Origin of the sequence: Halalkaliarchaeum desulfuricum, from assembly GCF_002952775.1 — an archaeon.
Taxonomy (GTDB): domain Archaea; phylum Halobacteriota; class Halobacteria; order Halobacteriales; family Haloferacaceae; genus Halalkaliarchaeum; species Halalkaliarchaeum desulfuricum.
Window position 1 is genome coordinate 3,283,421 of the sequence record NZ_CP025066.1, and the last position, 16,780, is coordinate 3,300,200.

Annotated in this window: 16 protein-coding genes and 1 other RNA gene; 10 read left to right on the top strand and 7 right to left on the bottom strand. The window is 65.5% G+C overall.

The window, feature by feature from the left end:
* Positions 1 to 170: 170 nt before the first annotated feature.
* Both AArcSl_RS16435 and AArcSl_RS16440 read left to right on the top strand, forming a co-directional pair.
* Positions 171 to 401: a DUF3311 domain-containing protein gene (locus AArcSl_RS16435; protein ID WP_119821551.1), complete on the top strand. Its 231-nt coding sequence runs from the start codon at positions 171 to 173 to the stop codon at positions 399 to 401.
* A complete protein-coding gene (locus AArcSl_RS16440; protein ID WP_394337309.1) occupies positions 398 to 1,897 on the top strand; it encodes a sodium:solute symporter family protein in 1,500 nt (499 codons plus the stop codon). Before AArcSl_RS16435 ends, AArcSl_RS16440 begins: the two co-directional genes overlap by 4 nt.
* A 10-nt stretch (positions 1,898 to 1,907) precedes the next feature.
* On the opposite strand, the gene rnpB is transcribed toward AArcSl_RS16440, so the two are convergent.
* Positions 1,908 to 2,341: RNase P RNA component (gene rnpB / locus AArcSl_RS16445), an RNA gene on the bottom strand.
* Positions 2,342 to 2,468: 127 nt separating this feature from the next.
* Here rnpB and AArcSl_RS16450 point away from each other — a divergent pair.
* Complete coding sequence (locus AArcSl_RS16450) at positions 2,469 to 3,077, top strand: TIGR00296 family protein (RefSeq protein ID WP_119821553.1); 609 nt, start codon at positions 2,469 to 2,471, stop codon at positions 3,075 to 3,077.
* Positions 3,078 to 3,111: 34 nt separating this feature from the next.
* On the opposite strand, the gene AArcSl_RS16455 is transcribed toward AArcSl_RS16450, so the two are convergent.
* The 4 genes from AArcSl_RS16455 to AArcSl_RS16470 are packed head-to-tail and all read right to left on the bottom strand — an operon-like array spanning position 3,112 to position 5,701.
* A complete protein-coding gene (locus AArcSl_RS16455) occupies positions 3,112 to 3,417 on the bottom strand; it encodes a hypothetical protein (RefSeq protein WP_133412189.1) in 306 nt (101 codons plus the stop codon).
* Positions 3,362 to 4,576: a PASTA domain-containing protein gene (locus AArcSl_RS16460; protein ID WP_119821557.1), complete on the bottom strand. Its 1,215-nt coding sequence runs from the start codon at positions 4,574 to 4,576 to the stop codon at positions 3,362 to 3,364. Before AArcSl_RS16460 ends, AArcSl_RS16455 begins: the two co-directional genes overlap by 56 nt.
* A 48-nt stretch (positions 4,577 to 4,624) precedes the next feature.
* The gene (locus tag AArcSl_RS16465) at positions 4,625 to 5,044 is read right to left on the bottom strand and encodes a hypothetical protein (protein ID WP_119821559.1); all 420 of its coding nucleotides are present in this window, start codon (positions 5,042 to 5,044) and stop codon (positions 4,625 to 4,627) included.
* A 9-nt stretch (positions 5,045 to 5,053) separates the two neighbouring features.
* Positions 5,054 to 5,701 carry a hypothetical protein gene (locus tag AArcSl_RS16470; protein WP_119821561.1) on the bottom strand — a complete coding sequence of 216 codons (648 nt, stop codon included), beginning with the start codon at positions 5,699 to 5,701 and terminating at the stop codon, positions 5,054 to 5,056.
* A 448-nt stretch (positions 5,702 to 6,149) separates the two neighbouring features.
* Here AArcSl_RS16470 and AArcSl_RS17660 point away from each other — a divergent pair, with 448 nt between their 5' ends.
* The 3 genes from AArcSl_RS17660 to AArcSl_RS16485 are packed head-to-tail and all read left to right on the top strand — an operon-like array spanning position 6,150 to position 9,202.
* A complete protein-coding gene (locus tag AArcSl_RS17660; protein ID WP_119821563.1) occupies positions 6,150 to 7,847 on the top strand; it encodes an ammonium transporter in 1,698 nt (565 codons plus the stop codon).
* Between the two features lie 43 nt (positions 7,848 to 7,890).
* The gene (locus AArcSl_RS16480) at positions 7,891 to 8,190 is read left to right on the top strand and encodes a DUF7130 family rubredoxin-like protein (protein WP_119821565.1); all 300 of its coding nucleotides are present in this window, start codon (positions 7,891 to 7,893) and stop codon (positions 8,188 to 8,190) included.
* Between the two features lie 58 nt (positions 8,191 to 8,248).
* A complete protein-coding gene (locus AArcSl_RS16485) occupies positions 8,249 to 9,202 on the top strand; it encodes a ketopantoate reductase family protein (RefSeq protein WP_119821567.1) in 954 nt (317 codons plus the stop codon).
* 24 nt (positions 9,203 to 9,226) lie between these two features.
* Here the strand turns inward: AArcSl_RS16485 and AArcSl_RS16490 are convergent, their stop codons facing one another.
* Positions 9,227 to 10,882: a sulfatase gene (locus AArcSl_RS16490; protein WP_119821569.1), complete on the bottom strand. Its 1,656-nt coding sequence runs from the start codon at positions 10,880 to 10,882 to the stop codon at positions 9,227 to 9,229.
* 44 nt (positions 10,883 to 10,926) lie between these two features.
* Positions 10,927 to 11,085 (bottom strand): DUF7556 family protein, encoded by a 159-nt coding sequence (locus tag AArcSl_RS17175; RefSeq protein ID WP_193588482.1) that lies wholly within the window; start codon positions 11,083 to 11,085, stop codon positions 10,927 to 10,929.
* 202 nt (positions 11,086 to 11,287) lie between these two features.
* Between AArcSl_RS17175 and AArcSl_RS16495 the strand changes: the two genes are divergently transcribed.
* From AArcSl_RS16495 to uvrB, 4 genes are all read left to right on the top strand, one after another.
* Positions 11,288 to 12,142 (top strand): CBS domain-containing protein, encoded by an 855-nt coding sequence (locus AArcSl_RS16495; RefSeq protein ID WP_119821571.1) that lies wholly within the window; start codon positions 11,288 to 11,290, stop codon positions 12,140 to 12,142.
* Positions 12,139 to 13,926, top strand: a complete 1,788-nt coding sequence (glyS, locus tag AArcSl_RS16500; protein ID WP_119821573.1) for a glycine--tRNA ligase — start codon at positions 12,139 to 12,141, stop codon at positions 13,924 to 13,926. The genes AArcSl_RS16495 and glyS overlap by 4 nt, the downstream gene beginning before the upstream one ends.
* Positions 13,927 to 13,932: 6 nt before the next feature.
* Positions 13,933 to 14,547, top strand: a complete 615-nt coding sequence (locus AArcSl_RS16505; protein ID WP_119821575.1) for a dolichol kinase — start codon at positions 13,933 to 13,935, stop codon at positions 14,545 to 14,547.
* A 121-nt stretch (positions 14,548 to 14,668) separates the two neighbouring features.
* Positions 14,669 to 16,765: an excinuclease ABC subunit UvrB gene (gene uvrB, locus AArcSl_RS16510; RefSeq protein ID WP_119821577.1), complete on the top strand. Its 2,097-nt coding sequence runs from the start codon at positions 14,669 to 14,671 to the stop codon at positions 16,763 to 16,765.
* Positions 16,766 to 16,780 lie beyond the last annotated feature (15 nt).

Below are 16,780 nucleotides of genomic sequence, written 5' to 3' on the forward strand. Positions count from 1 at the left end.
CCATCACGGCCGGGCCACACGATTGCAGTGTCACCGGCAGAATACTACGAACGGTCGCCGCATATACCTGTCGTCGCGGTCTCAGCGCTGATATTTCGACGGCGGAACCCCGAACCGCCGAAGACGAAACGGACAACTGTCTCGGCGTCCACTGGTTCCAACAACAACCGATGCCCCGAACCGAAACCGTCCTGTGGGCGCTCGCGTTCCTGCTGCTAGTCGTCTTTGCGGTACCGTGGTTCCTGTGGGGCAACGCGACCGTCGTCGCGGGGCTGCCGATCTGGCTGTGGTGGCACATCGGATGGATGGCCCTCGCGGCGGTCGTCTTCTATGCGTTCACCAGGCGCGCGTGGGATCGCGAGATGGGGATCGATCCGGACCGGAGCGGTGAGACGCCGTGATCGGCGGGGACCTGCAGTTCGCGATCGTCGTCGGCTACCTGTTTGTGGCGCTCGGGATCGGCCTCATCGCCTACTACGTCTCCGAGACGACCGCAGAGGACTACTTTCTCGCCTCGCGGTCGCTCGGGACGCTGGTGTTGCTTTTCACCACGTTCGCGACGCTGCTTTCGGCGTTTACCTTCTTTGGCGGCCCGAACCTCGCGTACGCCGCCGGACCCGAGTGGATCCTCGTGATGGGCGTGATGGACGGGATTATCTTCGCGATCCTGTGGTACCTCGTGGGCTACAAACAGTGGCTCGTCGGGCAGCGTCACGGCTACGTCACCCTGGGGGAGATGCTCGGGGACCGGTTCGGCTCCCGGCGCCTGCGCGCGACCGTCGCCGGCGTCAGCCTCTTTTGGCTGTTCCCGTACGTGATGCTCCAGCAGATGGGTGCCGGCGAGGCGCTGGTGGGACTCACCGACGGCGCGGTCCCATACTGGGGCGGGGCGGCGCTCATCACCGCGTTCATGATCCTGTACGTCGTCCTCGCCGGCCTCCGCGGCGTCGCCTGGACCGACACCCTCCAGGGGCTGTTCATGCTGTCGATGGTGTGGATCGCCGTGCTGTGGGTGCTGTCTGCGGCCGGCGGCCTGGGTGCGGCAACCGACGCCGTCGCCGCCTCCCATCCTGAGTTCCTCGCAATGGGCGGGGGGGTGTACACCCCGCAGTTCATCATCTCCGCTGCGGTCACGATCGCGTTCGGCGTCACTATGTTCCCCCAGATCAATCAGCGATTCTTCGTCGCCGAAAGCGACCGCGTGCTGAAGCGGTCGTTCACACTGTGGCCGGTGCTCGTGCTCCTCCTGTTCGTTCCGGCGTTCATGCTGGGCACGTGGGCCGCCGGACTGGGGGTCGCAGTCCCCGAGGGCGCGAACGTTGTGCCGGTCGTGCTCAACGAGTTCACCCCGGAGTGGTTCGCGGCGCTGGTGATCGCCGGCGCGATCGCGGCGATGATGTCCTCCTCGGACTCGATGCTTCTGTCCGGGTCGTCGTATTTTACGCGGGACCTGTACCGGCCGCTCGTGGACAGAGACGTGAGTGAACGGGGGGAGGCGTGGCTCGGGCGAGCCGGGGTCGCCGTCTTTGCGACCGCGGCGTTCTTCGCCAGCCTGACCCGGCCGGGGACCCTCATCGAGGTCGGCGACACCGCATTCTCGGGGTTCGCGCTCCTGACACTTCCGGTGCTTGCGGCGTTGTACTGGGACCGGACGACCGGAACCGGAATGCTTGCGGGGATCCTCGTTCCGCAGGCCGTCTACGTCACGCACGTGCTGGTTCCGGCCCGGACGGTTTCGCTTTTCGGCGCCGATCTCACATTGTTCGCCCGGACGTATGGCGGCTGGGACGTCGCGCTCGGATTGATGGGGCTGGGGCTCGCGATCACGGTTGCGGTGTCGCTGTCGACGGCGACGAACCCGGCGGCCGAGCCGTCACGGTTCGACGTCAGTGGGTGAAATGAATAGTGGCTGAGGGGAGTAAGCCCCCTTCTGTTCGTCCCGACATTCGGCTGAGCGCCCGCGCCGTGGCCGGACTACCTGTCCGGCGGCGATGCCGCCGGGTGGCGCGGGCTTGCACCGGCGAGGATTCGCCGTTCCATCCGTTCCCGATCGTCGGCACGCGGGAGATTCCGCGTACAGCGGGGCGGCGTACCGCCCCTCGGCCCTCGGTGGGTCAACTCCCTTCCCTTGCGGGTCAGTTCGCGCGTCCGCGGGAAACCGCAGACGCCGCCGACCGCGAATGCGGCCGACGCACCTCATCGGTCGGATCGGGGGGTCCCGTTTCTGTTCCAGAGCCAGCCGTCTCCGACTCCGGGCTTGCGCCCGGTCGCCCGTCCGGCCGGTGGGGGGACTTTCCTCATGGCCGGCGTCACCGGCCACGGGGATCGGGCTCCCTCTGCCATTTTTCCCTACGGGCCCGACCCGATTAAGGGTTCGGTCCGAACGTGGAGGACAAATCTCTCCGGGACAGAATCAATAGTCAGTAATGAAAGGAAAGTTCAAGTTCCACCCGGCCTTGTGGATGTGTATGTCAGAGGCGCAGGCCGTTCGGCTATCCTACGAGGACGGGGATCGAGCGGTCGAACTCGCGCGCGAAGCCGTCGAATCGTTCGTTCTTCACGGACAGCGGGAACAGCCCGGGAGCATGCGCGAAGCGTTCTACCAGCGCACCGGCGCGTTCGTCAGGCTGGAGTCGACCCGAGGGCGGGGCCGGCTCCGCGGGTGTGCCGGCGCGTTCCGAACCGGCGACCAGCTCGGGCACGCGATCGTCGAGGCGGCGATCAAGGCCGCCTCGGATGACTCCGCGGGCTCGGAGGTCGGATCGAAGGAACTGGACAACCTGCGCGTATCGGTATGTGTCGTCTGCACGACGGTGCTGACGGACGACCCACTCGCCGACATCGAACTGGGGACCCACGGGGCGGCCATCGACCGGGGCGAAAATCACGGCTCGCTGTTCCCGACGCTGCCGGTGAAACACGGCTGGAGCGCCGAAGAGTACCTCGACCGCGTCGCCCGGAAGGCGGGACTCCCGCCGAAGGCGTGGCAACACGACGACGCGATGGTGACGCTCTTCGAGGGGCAGGTGTTCCGCGAGCGGGACGACGCCAAAAGCGTCGAAGAGCTCAAAATATAAGCAGGGGTACGCCCACCGGCGACGGGTGTTACTCCTATCGAGACCGACGCTTCCTGATCGGCTGGATCGGCGAGACACTCACTTCTCCGACGTGCAAAACGGCGGAACGCTCCCGAAATTCGGCGAGGTCCCGGGCACAACGGAGGACGATACCGTTCCCGGCAGTCAAGAGGATGGTCCCGTCCTCGCCAACCATCGCCGTCATCGCAGACCGGATCTCGTCCCGAGGGCTACCCGGGTCGAAGGCGACGACGTAGGTCCGTGTGCTCCCGTCGTCCGGATACTCAACGTCCATCGTCCCTTCGTCTATCGTTCCCACGTCCATCGTTCCCACGTCCATCGTTCCCACGTCCATCGTCCTCGTTCACGGCGTCGAGTTCCTCGAGCCAGCGCCGGACGCGACCTTCCCCCGCTTCGGTGATCGACGCGACGCGTGCCGGATCGAGCCTGACGAGTTCGGGGACGGTTTCGATTCCCTCCCGCTGGAGGCGCTCGGCGTAGGTCGGGCCGATACCCGGAACGGTTCGAACCGGTTCACCGCGTTCCTCCCGCTCTTTTGCCTCTCGTTCCTCTCGCTCCTCCCGCTCTTCCTCGTCCTCTTTTTCGGTTTCAGCGAGGACGAGATCGACGGCAGCGCCACGATCTGTGTCGTCCGTTGGCGGCGGATGCTGCTCGACCACGGTTCCGTCCGGGGCGTCAGCTGGAACGCGTTCGATCTCCCCGACCGACAGCCCTGCCTCAGCGAGCGCGGTTCTCGCCTCCGCCAATCGCAGTCCGAGACAGGAGGGAACGTCGACGCTCGTCGCTTCGGTGACGACGACATCGACGCCGGCCCCAGGGTCCGCAAGATCGCCCGACTTCGGGAACTGGTCGACGACCATATCGCCGGGATCGCCCGGCACCGACTCGATCCGACCGACGGACAGGTCCGCCTCCGCGAGGAGCTGCCGGGCAGTCTCGCGGGATCGTCCGACCACGTGGGGGACTCGAACCAGTTCGAGGTCCTGTTGCGGGGGTGTCGGACGAACCCCGAACCGGATCGTGCTCAGCGAGTCGGCGCTGTACTCCTCTGTGAGCCGCGGCAGGTGAAGCGCCATCCCGTCGTCCCGCTGGACGAGGCTGGCTTTGAGATCCACTTCCAGATTCGAGACCGAGTATCCCGACCGTTCCAGCTCCTCGAAGTCACCGATCGAGTTGGCGAACGCCGTGACGACCCTGTCGGGTTCGACTGCGGGGATGTCTGCCGTAAGCTCCTCGATTCGGTCGCGGAGCCGGTCCCGTTCGGTCTCGGCCTCCCGACGCAGCTCCACGAGTCGGTCGACTTTCGTCGACAGCATGTCCCGTTCGATTTCGACGTCCACCAGCCGGTCCTGGATCGACTCCACGAGGCGCTGCTGGTTCCGGACTGCGCCGGCCAGTTCGTACTGTTCGCGCCTATCGAGCTTGTCAACGTCGACCGAGGGATACCGAGACCGGATGAGTGTTTCGAGGTCGGTCATTCGTCGCTCCCGTCGCTCCCGTCGCTCCCGTTCATGGTCGCCACGTCGTCACCGTTCGTCCGTCGGCGGCACCGGGGCGATCCGGAACCGAACCCGACTCGTGGCGTTCACGTCGTAGTCGTATCTCGAGGAAAGGTGTGGCCCGTACGGCGCCGCAGCGAGGAACTCCCGGTAGCCGCGCTTTCGATCGGCCGCCGGCTCCTCGTCGGCCTCGTCGTTCCCGACGCGTCGACGGCGGTGTCGATCGCGAAGCTCCCGGCCGTGTATCGAGAGCGCGACCGTGACGTCCGCTTCGACCTCCGTAAACCGGAACCACGGCGGGTCGACCGCCCCCTCCAACCCCTCGGCCTCCTCGATGGCTCTCGTGGCCTCGATGGAGTGGTCGTCGAGCGCGAGCTGTCCGTCCGCGACCGCCCTGGAGACGCCTTCCACGACCTCCCCGAGCGGCCTGGAGAGCCACTGTTCCATGAGCGAGGATCACTCCGATGCCGACTGCCGAACGATCGTCGGAACAGCCCGGTCCGGCGCTTCTTTTGGCACGAGGCGCGTCTTGAGCCGGCAGGAGGCGTTCGCATCGAGGCCGTACACCTTGCTCTGATACTCGCTGTGGCGTTTGACCGCGATCTCGGTCTCGCGCTCCCCCGAGGCGCTCTGGGTGCTTCCACCCGCCCGCCCGCCGATCTTGAAGACGCCAAGATCCAGCGCGGCGCCGCCACCCCCGCCGAACTTCTTTTGAGACTCCTCGTAGCTCGACCGCATCGACTGTTCGTACGTCGACGTCCGATCGACCTCCCGGGTGTGGTCGTACCACCGAACCCAGAATCGCATGTCGATCTCCGTCTCCGAAAACTCGTAAAACGTCGGCGTGATTCCGTACGCGAGCAAGGAGAGTTCGGTGTCGTTGGTCACCGTCTCGAAGTCGACGACGTTGCCGTCCTCGTCCAGTTCCTCGATGATGCTCAACACCACCGAGCCCGCGTCGAGTTTCATGTCCGCGAGCGTCTGGGCCGTCCGGACCGAGTTCAGGTCCAGCGCCGTCTGCCCCTGAGCGATCGCCAGCGCCGATTTCCGCACGAGTTCGGGGAACGGGATCTCTTCGAACGTCTCCGCGCCTGGGTTCGACATGACAACAATCCACACGCACCCAGAGATATTATATATTTTTGATTAAAATTTTATATTTCCCCAGTCCTCACGAATCAGCCCTCAAAAATCGGGATTTATGGGGATAAAATATGGAATCAAGGATACGTGTGGTGTCATAAAAGCTAACGGAGAACGGAGTGCGCGCGAAGGATTTCCCCTGAAATCTCCGGTAGGCCCCCCAACGTTCGTCCACTTCTTTCGCAACATTTGCCGAATAGAACGGGAGAATACACCCTTATATATATTGTACATGTCCTTATATAGGACGTTCGTAGTATTACCAACCCAAAAATTTCTGTTCGTGTACCGGACGTTTATATATCTCCGATTCCGGACGGAAAACCGTGATTCGAACGATGTTCGAACAAGGAATCCAGGATAGTATGAACAAACATGCAGAATTTGTGGTTGCGAGTGGAGGGTCGTCGTGACTGTCGATCCAGCGGTGCTGGCTGAAGGGGTCAACCTGCTGTGGGTCGCGCTCGTCTGCTTTTTGATCTTCTTCATGCACGCCGGGTTCGCGATGCTGGAGTCCGGGCAGGTGCGGGCGAAAAACGTCGCCAACCAGCTCACGAAGAACCTGCTCACCTGGAGTGTCGGCATCGTCGCCTACTTTTTCGTGGGGTTCGGGATCGAGGCGATCGCCGGCGGACTCACCGGCGGCGGATCCTACGGTGCCGGTGATCTCACGGCAGTGATGTCCGCGGCTGACGGCGCCTGGATCAACGAGTGGCTGTTCGGCGCAGTATTCGCGATGACCGCCGCCACGATCGTCTCGGGGGCTGTGGCCGGGCGGGCCAGGCTCCGGGCGTACGTCGCGTACACGCTGCTTCTGGCGGCGATCATCTACCCGGTCGTGGTGGGCTTTACGTGGGCGGGCGGATTTCTCGACGCGCTCGGCTTCCACGACTTCGCCGGCGGCATGATCGTCCACGGCATGGGCGGCATCGCCGGGCTCACCGCCGCGTACGTGATCGGCCCCCGTCTGGACCGCTACGCCGAGGACGGCTCGACGAACGTGGTGCCCGGTCACTCGATGACGTTCGCGGTGCTCGGGACGCTCGTGCTCGCGTTCGGCTGGTACGGCTTCAACGTCGGCACCACCGCCACCGTGTTCGCGGTCGAGGGGGGCGAACTCGTCCTCGACGGCTACGCGGTGGTGGGGCGGGTCGCGCTCGCGACGACAGTCGGGATGGCGATGGGCGCCATCGGCGCGTCGATCGCGGCGCTGTACCTCACCGGGAAGGTCGATACGCTGTACGTCGCAAACGGGCTGCTCGCGGGTTTGGTGGGTGTCACCGGCATCGCGGACGTCGTCACCTGGTGGGGCGCAATGCTCGTGGCGCTTCTGGCGGGGCTCCAGCTCCCGTTCGTCTTCGAGTTCGTCACCGATCGCATGAAGATCGACGACGTCTGTGCGGTGTTTCCGGTCCACGGTTCCGCGGGGGCGCTCGGCGTGCTCGCGCTCCCGTTCGTTCACGTCGGCGGCTTTTCGACGAGCCTGCTGATCTCGCAGGTCGTCGGCGTCACCGTGATCGCGGCCTGGACGGTCACCGCGACCGCGGTCGTCTTCGGCGCGTTCAGGGCGGTCGGACAGGCACGGGTGTCGCCGGCTCACGAACGTGAAGGGCTCGACGTCTCCGAACACGGCGTCGACACCTACCCCGAGTTCGGCAAGCCCGACCTCGCTGCCGACGGGGGCCGGGCTGTGCGGGCTCGCTCCGGCGACCGCACGGATCTCAGGACCGACGGCGGAACCGATGCGGACGGAACCCCCGACGACGGAATCAAGCTCGTCATGGCGATCGTTCGCCCGGACAAACTCTCGGACGTGAAGCGCGCGCTCGCGGAGGCTGGCGCTCCCTCGCTTACGGTGACCCGAGTCTCCGGCCGGGGATCACAGCCGGCGAAGACGGGGCAGTGGCGCGGCGAGGAGTACACCGTCGATCTCCACGAGAAGGTCAAAATCGAGTGTGTCGTCGCTGACGTCCCCGTCGACGACGTCGTGACCGCGATCCACGAGGCCGCCGCGACCGGAGAACCCGGCGACGGAAAGGTGTTCGTGCTCCCGGTCGAGGGCGCCGTCCAGATCCGGACCGGCGAGGGGGGACCAACCGCGGTCTGAGAACACAGCACGTTTTAACTCGGTTTGGAACAGAGTTGTTACCATGTCACAAGATGAAGAGGCACTAATCGCAAACCTCGAGATCGGCCAGGAGATATACGACGAGGACGGCAACGAACTCGGAACCGTGCGCGGGCTCGACGACAACGGCTTCTACGTGCTCGCGAGGGAGGAGACGGGGACGGTTCCGCTGTCGAAGGCACGGGACATCTTCGGGAAGGCGTACGTGATGTGGCGCTGCTGGGAGTGCGGCGAGATGGGCAAGATCGAGGACGACCTTCCCGACACCTGCCCGTCGTGTGGGGCGCAAAAAGAGGAACTGTATTACTGGGCAGAAGACTAACCCGCCGGAAACCGGGAGAACGCGATCATTTTTTGCCGTCGGGCGGAGCAACTCGACCATGGAGATCCTCGTGTTCGGCGCGGGCAGCCTCGGAAGCCTCGTGGGAGGCCTGCTCGCGCAGGTACACGACGTCACGCTGGTCGGGCGGGACCCCCACGTCACCGCGGTCCGCGAGGAGGGGTTGTCGATCACCGGCGCCGTCGACGTCCACACCGATCCGGACGCGACGACCACGGGGACCGAACTGCGTGCCGACCTCGCCGTCGTCACCGTGAAGGCGTACGACACCGGGGTCGCGGCCGAGGCGCTCGCCACCGGGACGTACGGCGCGGTTTGCTCGCTCCAGAACGGGCTGACCGAGGAGATTCTTGTGGCGCGACTCTCGGCGGGGGAACGCGGCGGCGACGACGAGGACGACTCGGGCGACGTGGAGAGTCACACCCCGAAGATCCTCTCGGGGACCGCGACCTACGGCGCGCGCCTTCGAGAGCCCGGACACGTAGAGTGCACCGGTGTGGGCACGATCGCGATCGGCGCCTACGGTGGCGGTTCGGACCCGTGGGCCGATCGGGCCGGCGAGGCGTTCGACGCCGCAGGCATCGAGACCCAGGTCGCGACCGACATGCCGCGTCGCCGGTGGGAGAAACTCGCGATCAACGCCGGGATCAACGCCCCCACCGCCCTGGCGCGCGTGAAAAACGGGGAACTCGTGGACGGTCCCGCGAGCGATCTCTCCCGCGAGGCAGCCAGGGAGACCGCCCGTGTCGCCCACGCCGAGGGTGTGTCGCTCTCCGAAAGTGCCGCCGCCGCCGCAGTCGAAGGGGTCGCCGACGCCACCGCCGCGAACCACTCGTCGATGCGGCAGGACATAAAGCGGGGCAACCGCACCGAAATCGACGCGATAAACGGCGTCGTCTGCGACCGGGCGTCGACACACGGGATCGACGTCCCGGTCAACCGAACCCTGACCGGCCTCGTTCGGGCGTGGGAGACCGAACGCGACCTGCGGTGATCGTCCCACATCCAGTCGGCCCGGTCACTCCAGATATCCCAGGTCCCGTAGCCGCTGTTGGGCCGTCTCGTCCATCTCCTCGACACCTGATTCCCCGAGACTTGTCAAATCGTCGGCGTCCTCGACAGTCCATCGACCACCCGCCGCTTCCTCGAACGACGCCAGTGCCGCCTCGACGCCGGCGATCAACTCGGCAGTCGAGGCGTCCGACGAGCCGTCCGCCGAGTCACAGCCTGAATCGAAGTCGGGGCCCGCCAGGTTCCGCGTTTCCCCCGGATCGCGGTCGATTCGATACGCCTCGTCGGGGATCCGGTCGGCCCGGACGTACTTGGCGTCGGTCGACCGCGCCGCACGCATTCGGGCGTAAAACCGGGAGTTCCGCTCCAGGGCGATTCCCGCCGCGTTCGCCTTGTTCTCGAGTTGCGTGAGTTCGACGACCGGCTGGGCGTACTCGATAAACGCGTAATCGGCGTCGTCACCGTCTTTCCGTCGATCGAGCACTGCCGACTGGCCGGGATCGGGCGCGTCGATCCCCTCGAACGCCCGGTACTTCTCCGACAGCAGCGACCGCGTCGGATCCAGCGGGACACCACCGTCATCGCCGGGAATGCCGACCGCCTCCGGGTCGACATCGAGGACATCGAGCACCGTGTGATACAGATCCAGCAGCTCGACGAGGTCATCGCGTCGACCCGTCCCCAGCTTGGGGTGTTTCACGAGGAGCGGCACGTTGACGAGCGGGTCGTACAGCGAGAACTCGTGGCCGTAGAGGTCGTGTTCGCCGTGGAGTTCGCCGTGATCCGCACAGACGACCACCGCGGTGTCCTCCCATCGACCGGTTTCGCGGAGCCAACCGAACAGTCGGCCGAGTTCGGCGTCCATGTGGGCGATCTCGGCGTCGTACAGCCCCCGGATCGCCTCCCACTCCTCGTCGTCGATCTCCCGGGCGCCGGCGTTGTACTCCTTGGAATTCTGGCAGACAGATGTCGAGTCGACACCGGGTGCGAACCGACCGGCGTACTTCTCGGGCGGGTGGTACGGCAGGTGTGCGTCCATCAGGTTGCAGAAGACGAACCAGCCGGGGTCTGCGGGGGAGGAATCTGCCTCCGACCGCTCGATGAACTCCCGGGCGCAGTCGATCGCCCGCGGCGTCTTGGAGTCGGATCCCCCGCCCGACGCCAGGTACTCGTGAATGGAGTTCCCGAACGCGACGAGTCGGTTGGCGACCGAGCGCAGCCGGTCGTCGTCGTTGAGTCGCTTCCAGGCACGGGCAAGCGGCCCCGACAGGAAGTCCCCCGGCATCGCCTGGAAGAAGTTGTCACGGTCGTCGAACCCGTCAGTGAGTCGGGTGTACGGAGTGATCCACGCGTTCGAGGAGTAACAGGCCGTATCGTATCCCGCCGCCGAAAGCGTCTCCGCGAGCGTGACTTCCCCCTCGAGGTACGGCGTCTCCTGGTCGGCGCCGTGCTGGTGGGGATACAGCCCGGTAAACAGCGACGCGTGGACCGGAAGCGTCCACGGCGCGGGCGCGACCGCCTCCTCGAACACGGTCGACTCCGCGGCGAACCGCTCCAGGGTCGGCGTCGTTTCCCGGTCGTACCCGTACGGCGTCAGGTGATCCGCCCGTACCGTATCGAGCACGACGAAGAGCACGTTGTCGACGGCGTCCGCGTCGCTCATACGGGTACGCCAGCGCCGCCGACCAAAAAGCGTCCGTTATCCGCTCAACACCACTCCTCGAGAACCGCCGCGTCCGACTGTCGGACCGAAAGCCACGCCTCCTCCGTGGAGATGTCCGCAATGACGAGCGACGGGCGCGATGCGCTCTCGTCGACGGAGGCCATCACCTGTGAATCGTCCCGTGGCGTGGGGTCCCGTGTCATGGTTGGAACCAGCACACTCGCGTATTTAAATTCGTCGAAACGACAGGAAGAAACTACGGAAATCGACACACGTTCGTGCTTTGAATTTAAAGTGTGTTTAGGATTTGTCCCGGGTTCGACCCCACAACGAGGGATTTCACGGGCAGATCCCCCCGAGATGTCCTTCGCAGTATACAAGAGGTACGACGCAATAGGGGAGCCCATGAACGTCGAAGACGCAATGACGCCGCGCTCGGAGCTCGTCGTCGTCGAACTTCCGGGGACCCGCGACGACGCACTCACGTACATCCAGGAGCACGGCTTCTCGTCGGTGCCCGTGGTAAAGCGGGATGACGGCAACGAGGTGTATCGAGGGATCGTCTCGCGGGACGACCTCATCTCCAAACCCGAGGAGGATCAGCTCGCGCTGTTGATGCGGGAAGTGCCGACAGTGACCCCGGCGGACACGCTGGTCGAGGCCGCGAATCTGATGCTGGAGAAAGGGGGTCGGCGGCTCCCCGTCGTCGAGGTCGACGGCCGCGGGCTGGAGGGGATCGTCACCGTCACGGACGTGATCCGGGCGATCGCCCGCGGCCACGAGAACGGCGACACCCCATGTGGCAACCTCGCGACCCGGGAGGTCAACGCCGCCTACGTCGGGACGCCGCTGCCGACCATCGAGCGCGAGCTCGGCCTCGCGCGTGTCCCGTATGCGGTCTGTCTCGACGAACACGGGAAGATGGCCGGGATCGTCACCGAGGTCGACATCCTCGAAGTCGCCCGCGTGGTCGAGGGTGAGGAGAGCACCGGGAACAGCTTCGCCGACCAGGACGCAGACTACGCCTGGGAGGGGATCAAGGGAACCGGAAACAGATACCTCCCGACTCGAAACGTCGAGATCCCGACCGCGCCGGTTTCGGAGTTCATGAGTGACGACCTCGTGACGGTGAGCAAGCGCCGGTCCGCACAGGAGGCGGCCCAGGAGATGATCACGAACGAGATCGAACAGATCCCGCTCGTCAGCGGCGGCGAACTCGTCGGCATCGTCCGGGACGTCGACCTGCTGGAGGCCCTATGACCGACCGGGAACTTTCCGAACTCGCAAAACGTCGCGGCTTTTTTTTCGGCTCCAACGGCGTCTACGGTGGCACCGCCGGTTTCTACACGTTCGGACCCCAGGGCGCAGCGCTCAAACGGAACCTCGAGGACGCCTGGCGCGATCGCTTCACCGTCCGGCAGGGCAACAGCGAGATCGAGGCGCCGACGGTGATGCCCGAGGCGGTCTTCGAGGCCTCGGGCCACCTGGACGGCTTCGACGACATGCTCGTGGAGTGTGCGACCTGCGGCGACTCCCACCGGGCCGACCACCTGATCGAGGACGCGACCGACATCGAGGAGGCAGAATCGCTCCCGGTCGAGGAAATCGAGGAACTGATCCGCGAACACGAGCTTACCTGTCCGACCTGTGGGGCCGAACTCGCCGGCGAGCCCGTCGAGGAGTTCAACCTGATGTTCGAGACGACGATCGGCCCCGGTTCGGGCCAGGCGGGGTATCTCCGTCCGGAAACCGCCCAGGGGATCTTCGTCGAGTTCCCGCGTCTCAAGGAGTACGCCCGCAACCAACTCCCGTTCGGTGTCACCCAGATCGGGCCGGCATACCGCAACGAGATCTCGCCGCGCCGCGGGATCATCCGTGTCCGGGAGTTCACGCAGGCCGAACTCGAGAAGTTCGTCGACCCCGAGCGAGACGACCCGCCGATCGGGGAGGTCGAAGACGTGAAACTGACGCTGTATCCGATCGACGAGCAGGAAGCGGAGGACGGCGACTACGTCGACGTGACCGTCGGTGAAGCGATCGAGGACGGAACGATCGAATCCGCCTGGGTCGGCTACTACCTCGGCGTCGCGAAGCGGTGGTTCCGGCGGATCGGCGTCGACCTCGACCGGCTCCGGTTCAGGCAACATCTCCCCGGCGAACGCGCCCACTACGCGGCCGACTGCTGGGACGCCGAGGCCGAACTCGGCGGCAACTGGATCGAGATCGCCGGCTTCTCCACCCGGTCCGACTACGACCTCCGGAAACACGAGGATCACTCCGGGGAAGCGTTCACCGTCTTCAGACAGTACGACGAACCGAAGACCGTCGAACGACCGACAGTCGATCCGGACATGAGCGTGCTCGGTCCCGAATTCGGCGGCGACGCCGGCGCTGTCGCGGCGGCCCTCGAGACGCTGGCCGAGCGGGATCCGGCGGCGTTCGAGGCCGAGGAAGTCACCGTGGAGATCGACGGCGAGGAGTACACCGTCGACACCGACGTCGCGAACTTCGAGGTCGAAACGGTGACCGAAGCGGGCGAACACGTGCGGCCCCACGTCATCGAGCCCTCCTTCGGCGTCGGGCGAATCGTCTACACCGTCCTGGAGCACGCCTACCGCGAGGACGAGGTCGACGGCGAGTCGCGGACGTATCTGGCGCTCGAACCCGGGCTTGCCCCCACGGACGTCGCGGTCTTTCCCCTGGTGTCGAACGACGATCGGCTGACGTCGCTGGCGACGGAGCTCTCGGCGGACCTCAGGGCCGAGGGGCTGTCGGTGACGACCGACGACTCCGGCTCGATCGGCCGACGATACCGCCGACAGGACGAGATCGGGACGCCGTTTTGCGTGACCGTCGACCGCGACGGGATCGAAGGCGACGGGAGGGACACGGTTACCCTCCGGGAGCGCGACACCGCTGCACAGATCCGGCTGCCGATCGACGCCCTCGACGAGGAGCTGTCGGCGTTGTCGGGCGGTGAGCGAAGGTTCGCCGACCTCGAGAACGCCTACGAGAGCGTCGAAACGGACGTCTCACGCGCCTGATCGGCCGTGAGTCTCGAACTCGGACGGCGTGCGGTTCACGCGACCGGCGCCGGGCTGCCGGCGCTGTGGCTGCTGGGCGCGCCCTGGTGGACGGTGCAGACGGTACTCGCAGTCGCGCTCGTCGTGGCGTTCGTTCTCGAGTACCTGCGGCTGGTCGTCGAGCTCGATCACTGGGTGTACCGGAAGCTTACCCGTCCCTACGAGGACGACAGCGTCGCCGGCTACGCGCTGTACATGGTGAGCATGGCCGCAGTCGGGTTCATCTTTGCCCCGACGATCGCCGCCCCCGGAATGCTCATGCTCGCGCTGGGAGACCCGGTCTCCGGGATGCTGGGCTCCGGCGAGGTCGGCGGCTGGAAGGATCCCGACGTGCTGGCGGCGACGTTCGGCTTCTGTTTCCTGCTCGCCGCGCCGTTTACGGTGTCGACTGCGGGCGTCGCCGTCGGCGCGCTCGCTGCGGCAGTCGGGGCGCTGGGCGCGACCGTGGCCGACGGCACGACGCCCGTCGTGGCGGGCTACGTGGTCGACGACAACCTGACGATTCCGCCGGCGGCATGTCTCGGAATCGTAGTGGTGTATTTCGCGACGGGGGTTCCCGTGGAATTTGCAGTGCCGTTTTGAGACGAACGGCCCGATCCTCCCCGTTTGACCACAATACGAATCAGGCGTCATAATCATTATCAGTCAATGATCCCGGTGACACAACGATCGGCGTTTAGTAGCTGGGGCCCGTTGATCGACCGTGAGCGACGCAGACACCCCCCTGTCACCCGACCGCCCCGAAGTCGACCGATCGTTCCGGGTCGACGCCCCCTTCGATCCCGCCGGCGATCAGCCCGACGCGATCGAGAAGCTGGTCGAGGGGTACCGAGCGGGTGCCGAAAAGCAGACCCTCCTCGGCGTCACCGGATCCGGGAAAACGAACACCGTCTCGTGGGTACTCGAAGAGCTCGAACGGCCGACGCTGGTGCTTGCACACAACAAGACGCTCGCTGCCCAGCTGTACGAGGAATTCAAGAACCTGTTTCCGGACAACGCAGTCGAGTACTTCGTCTCCTACTACACCTACTACCAGCCGGAGGCGTACGTCGAGCAGACCGACACCTACATCGACAAGGAGATGTCGATCAACGAGGAGATCGACCGCCTGCGCCACTCGGCGACACGGTCGCTTTTGACTCGTGATGACGTGATCGTCGTCGCGTCAGTGTCGGCCATCTACGGGCTGGGAGATCCGGCAAACTACCGCGAGATGGCCCTCGAGATCGAGGTCGGCGAAACCATCGGCCGAGAGGAGTTGCTCGCGGCGCTCGTGGACCGAAACTACGAGCGCAACGACGTCGACTTGAAGCAAGGTACTTTCCGGGTACGGGGCGACACCGTCGAGGTGTTCCCGATGTACGGCCGGTATCCGCTCCGGATCGAGCTGTGGGGCGAGGAGATCGACCGGATATCGAAGGTCGATCCGCTGGAGGGGACCGTCGAATCACGGGAGCCCGCGACGCTGATCCACCCTGCCGAGCACTACTCGATCCCCGAGGATCGCCTCGAGCGCGCCATCGAGGAGATCGAACAGTTGCGAGAACGCCGTGTCGACTATTTCGAACGGCAGGGAGACCTCGTGGCGGCCCAGCGCATCGACGAACGGACGACGTTCGATCTGGAGATGCTCAGGGAGACCGGGTACTGCTCGGGTATCGAGAACTACTCGGTCCACCTGTCGGATCGAGACTCCGGGGAACCGCCGTACACGCTGTTGGACTACTTCCCGGACGACTTCCTCACCGTGGTCGACGAGTCACACCAGACGCTGCCGCAGATTCGAGGTCAGTTCGAGGGCGACAAATCCCGCAAGGAGTCGCTCGTGGAGAACGGCTTCCGCCTGCCGACGGCCTTCGACAACCGGCCGCTCACGTTCGAAGAGTTCGAGGAAAAGACCGACAAGACGCTGTACGTTTCCGCGACGCCGGGCGAGTACGAACGCGAACACTCCGCTCAGGTGGTCGAGCAGATCGTCCGGCCGACGTACCTGGTGGATCCAGCGATCGAGATTCAAGACGCCACCGGACAGGTCGAGGACCTCATGGGGCGGATCGACGACCGGATCGACCGGGGAGAACGGACACTGGTGACGACGCTGACCAAGCGCATGGCCGAAGACCTCACGGAGTACCTGGAGGAGGCCGGCGTCGACGTGGCGTACATGCACGACGAAACCGATACGCTGGAGCGACACGAGATCGTCCGGGACCTCCGGCTGGGGAACATCGACGTGCTCGTCGGGATCAACCTGCTTCGGGAGGGACTGGACATCCCGGAGGTGTCGCTGGTGGCGATCCTCGACGCCGATCAGGAGGGGTTCCTCCGGTCGGAAACCACCCTCGTCCAGACGATGGGGCGGGCCGCACGAAACGTCAACGGCGAGGTGGTGCTGTACGCCGACGAGGTCACCGATTCGATGGAGTCAGCGATCGAAGAGACCCGGAGGCGCCGGGAGATCCAGCGGGAGTACAACGAGAAACACGGCCACGAGCCGACGACGATCGAGAAGCCGGTGGGCGAAACCAACCTGCCGGGCGCCGAGACCGACACCGGCGGGCTGGCGGGCGACGACGTCGGCGACGCCGAGGAGGCCACCCGACGGATCGAACTGCTCGAGGACCGGATGCAGGAGGCCGCGAGCAATCTCGAATTCGAACTCGCGGCGGACATCCGCGACCGGATCGCCGAACTCCGTCGGGAGTTCGACATCGGCGGCGAGGAGGACGGCGACCGTGGTGTTCCACCGGAAGTCGTTCCGTCCGGAGACGTTCCGACCGAGGACGCCGAGCCGGAGTGAGCCAGCGGTCGACGG

Coding starts and splice junctions, on each gene's coding strand:
- AArcSl_RS16490 (WP_119821569.1), bottom strand. CDS start 10,882: ATGAGCGACGCGGACGCCGTCGACAACGTGCTCTTCGTCGTGCTCGAT.
- AArcSl_RS16455 (WP_133412189.1), bottom strand. CDS start 3,417: ATGGACGTGGGAACGATGGACGTGGGAACGATAGACGAAGGGACGATG.
- glyS (WP_119821573.1), top strand. CDS start 12,139: ATGACCGACCGGGAACTTTCCGAACTCGCAAAACGTCGCGGCTTTTTT.
- AArcSl_RS16470 (WP_119821561.1), bottom strand. CDS start 5,701: ATGTCGAACCCAGGCGCGGAGACGTTCGAAGAGATCCCGTTCCCCGAA.
- AArcSl_RS16435 (WP_119821551.1), top strand. CDS start 171: ATGCCCCGAACCGAAACCGTCCTGTGGGCGCTCGCGTTCCTGCTGCTA.
- AArcSl_RS16450 (WP_119821553.1), top strand. CDS start 2,469: ATGTCAGAGGCGCAGGCCGTTCGGCTATCCTACGAGGACGGGGATCGA.
- AArcSl_RS17175 (WP_193588482.1), bottom strand. CDS start 11,085: ATGACACGGGACCCCACGCCACGGGACGATTCACAGGTGATGGCCTCC.
- AArcSl_RS16480 (WP_119821565.1), top strand. CDS start 7,891: ATGTCACAAGATGAAGAGGCACTAATCGCAAACCTCGAGATCGGCCAG.
- AArcSl_RS16495 (WP_119821571.1), top strand. CDS start 11,288: ATGAACGTCGAAGACGCAATGACGCCGCGCTCGGAGCTCGTCGTCGTC.
- AArcSl_RS16465 (WP_119821559.1), bottom strand. CDS start 5,044: ATGGAACAGTGGCTCTCCAGGCCGCTCGGGGAGGTCGTGGAAGGCGTC.
- AArcSl_RS16485 (WP_119821567.1), top strand. CDS start 8,249: ATGGAGATCCTCGTGTTCGGCGCGGGCAGCCTCGGAAGCCTCGTGGGA.
- AArcSl_RS16460 (WP_119821557.1), bottom strand. CDS start 4,576: ATGACCGACCTCGAAACACTCATCCGGTCTCGGTATCCCTCGGTCGAC.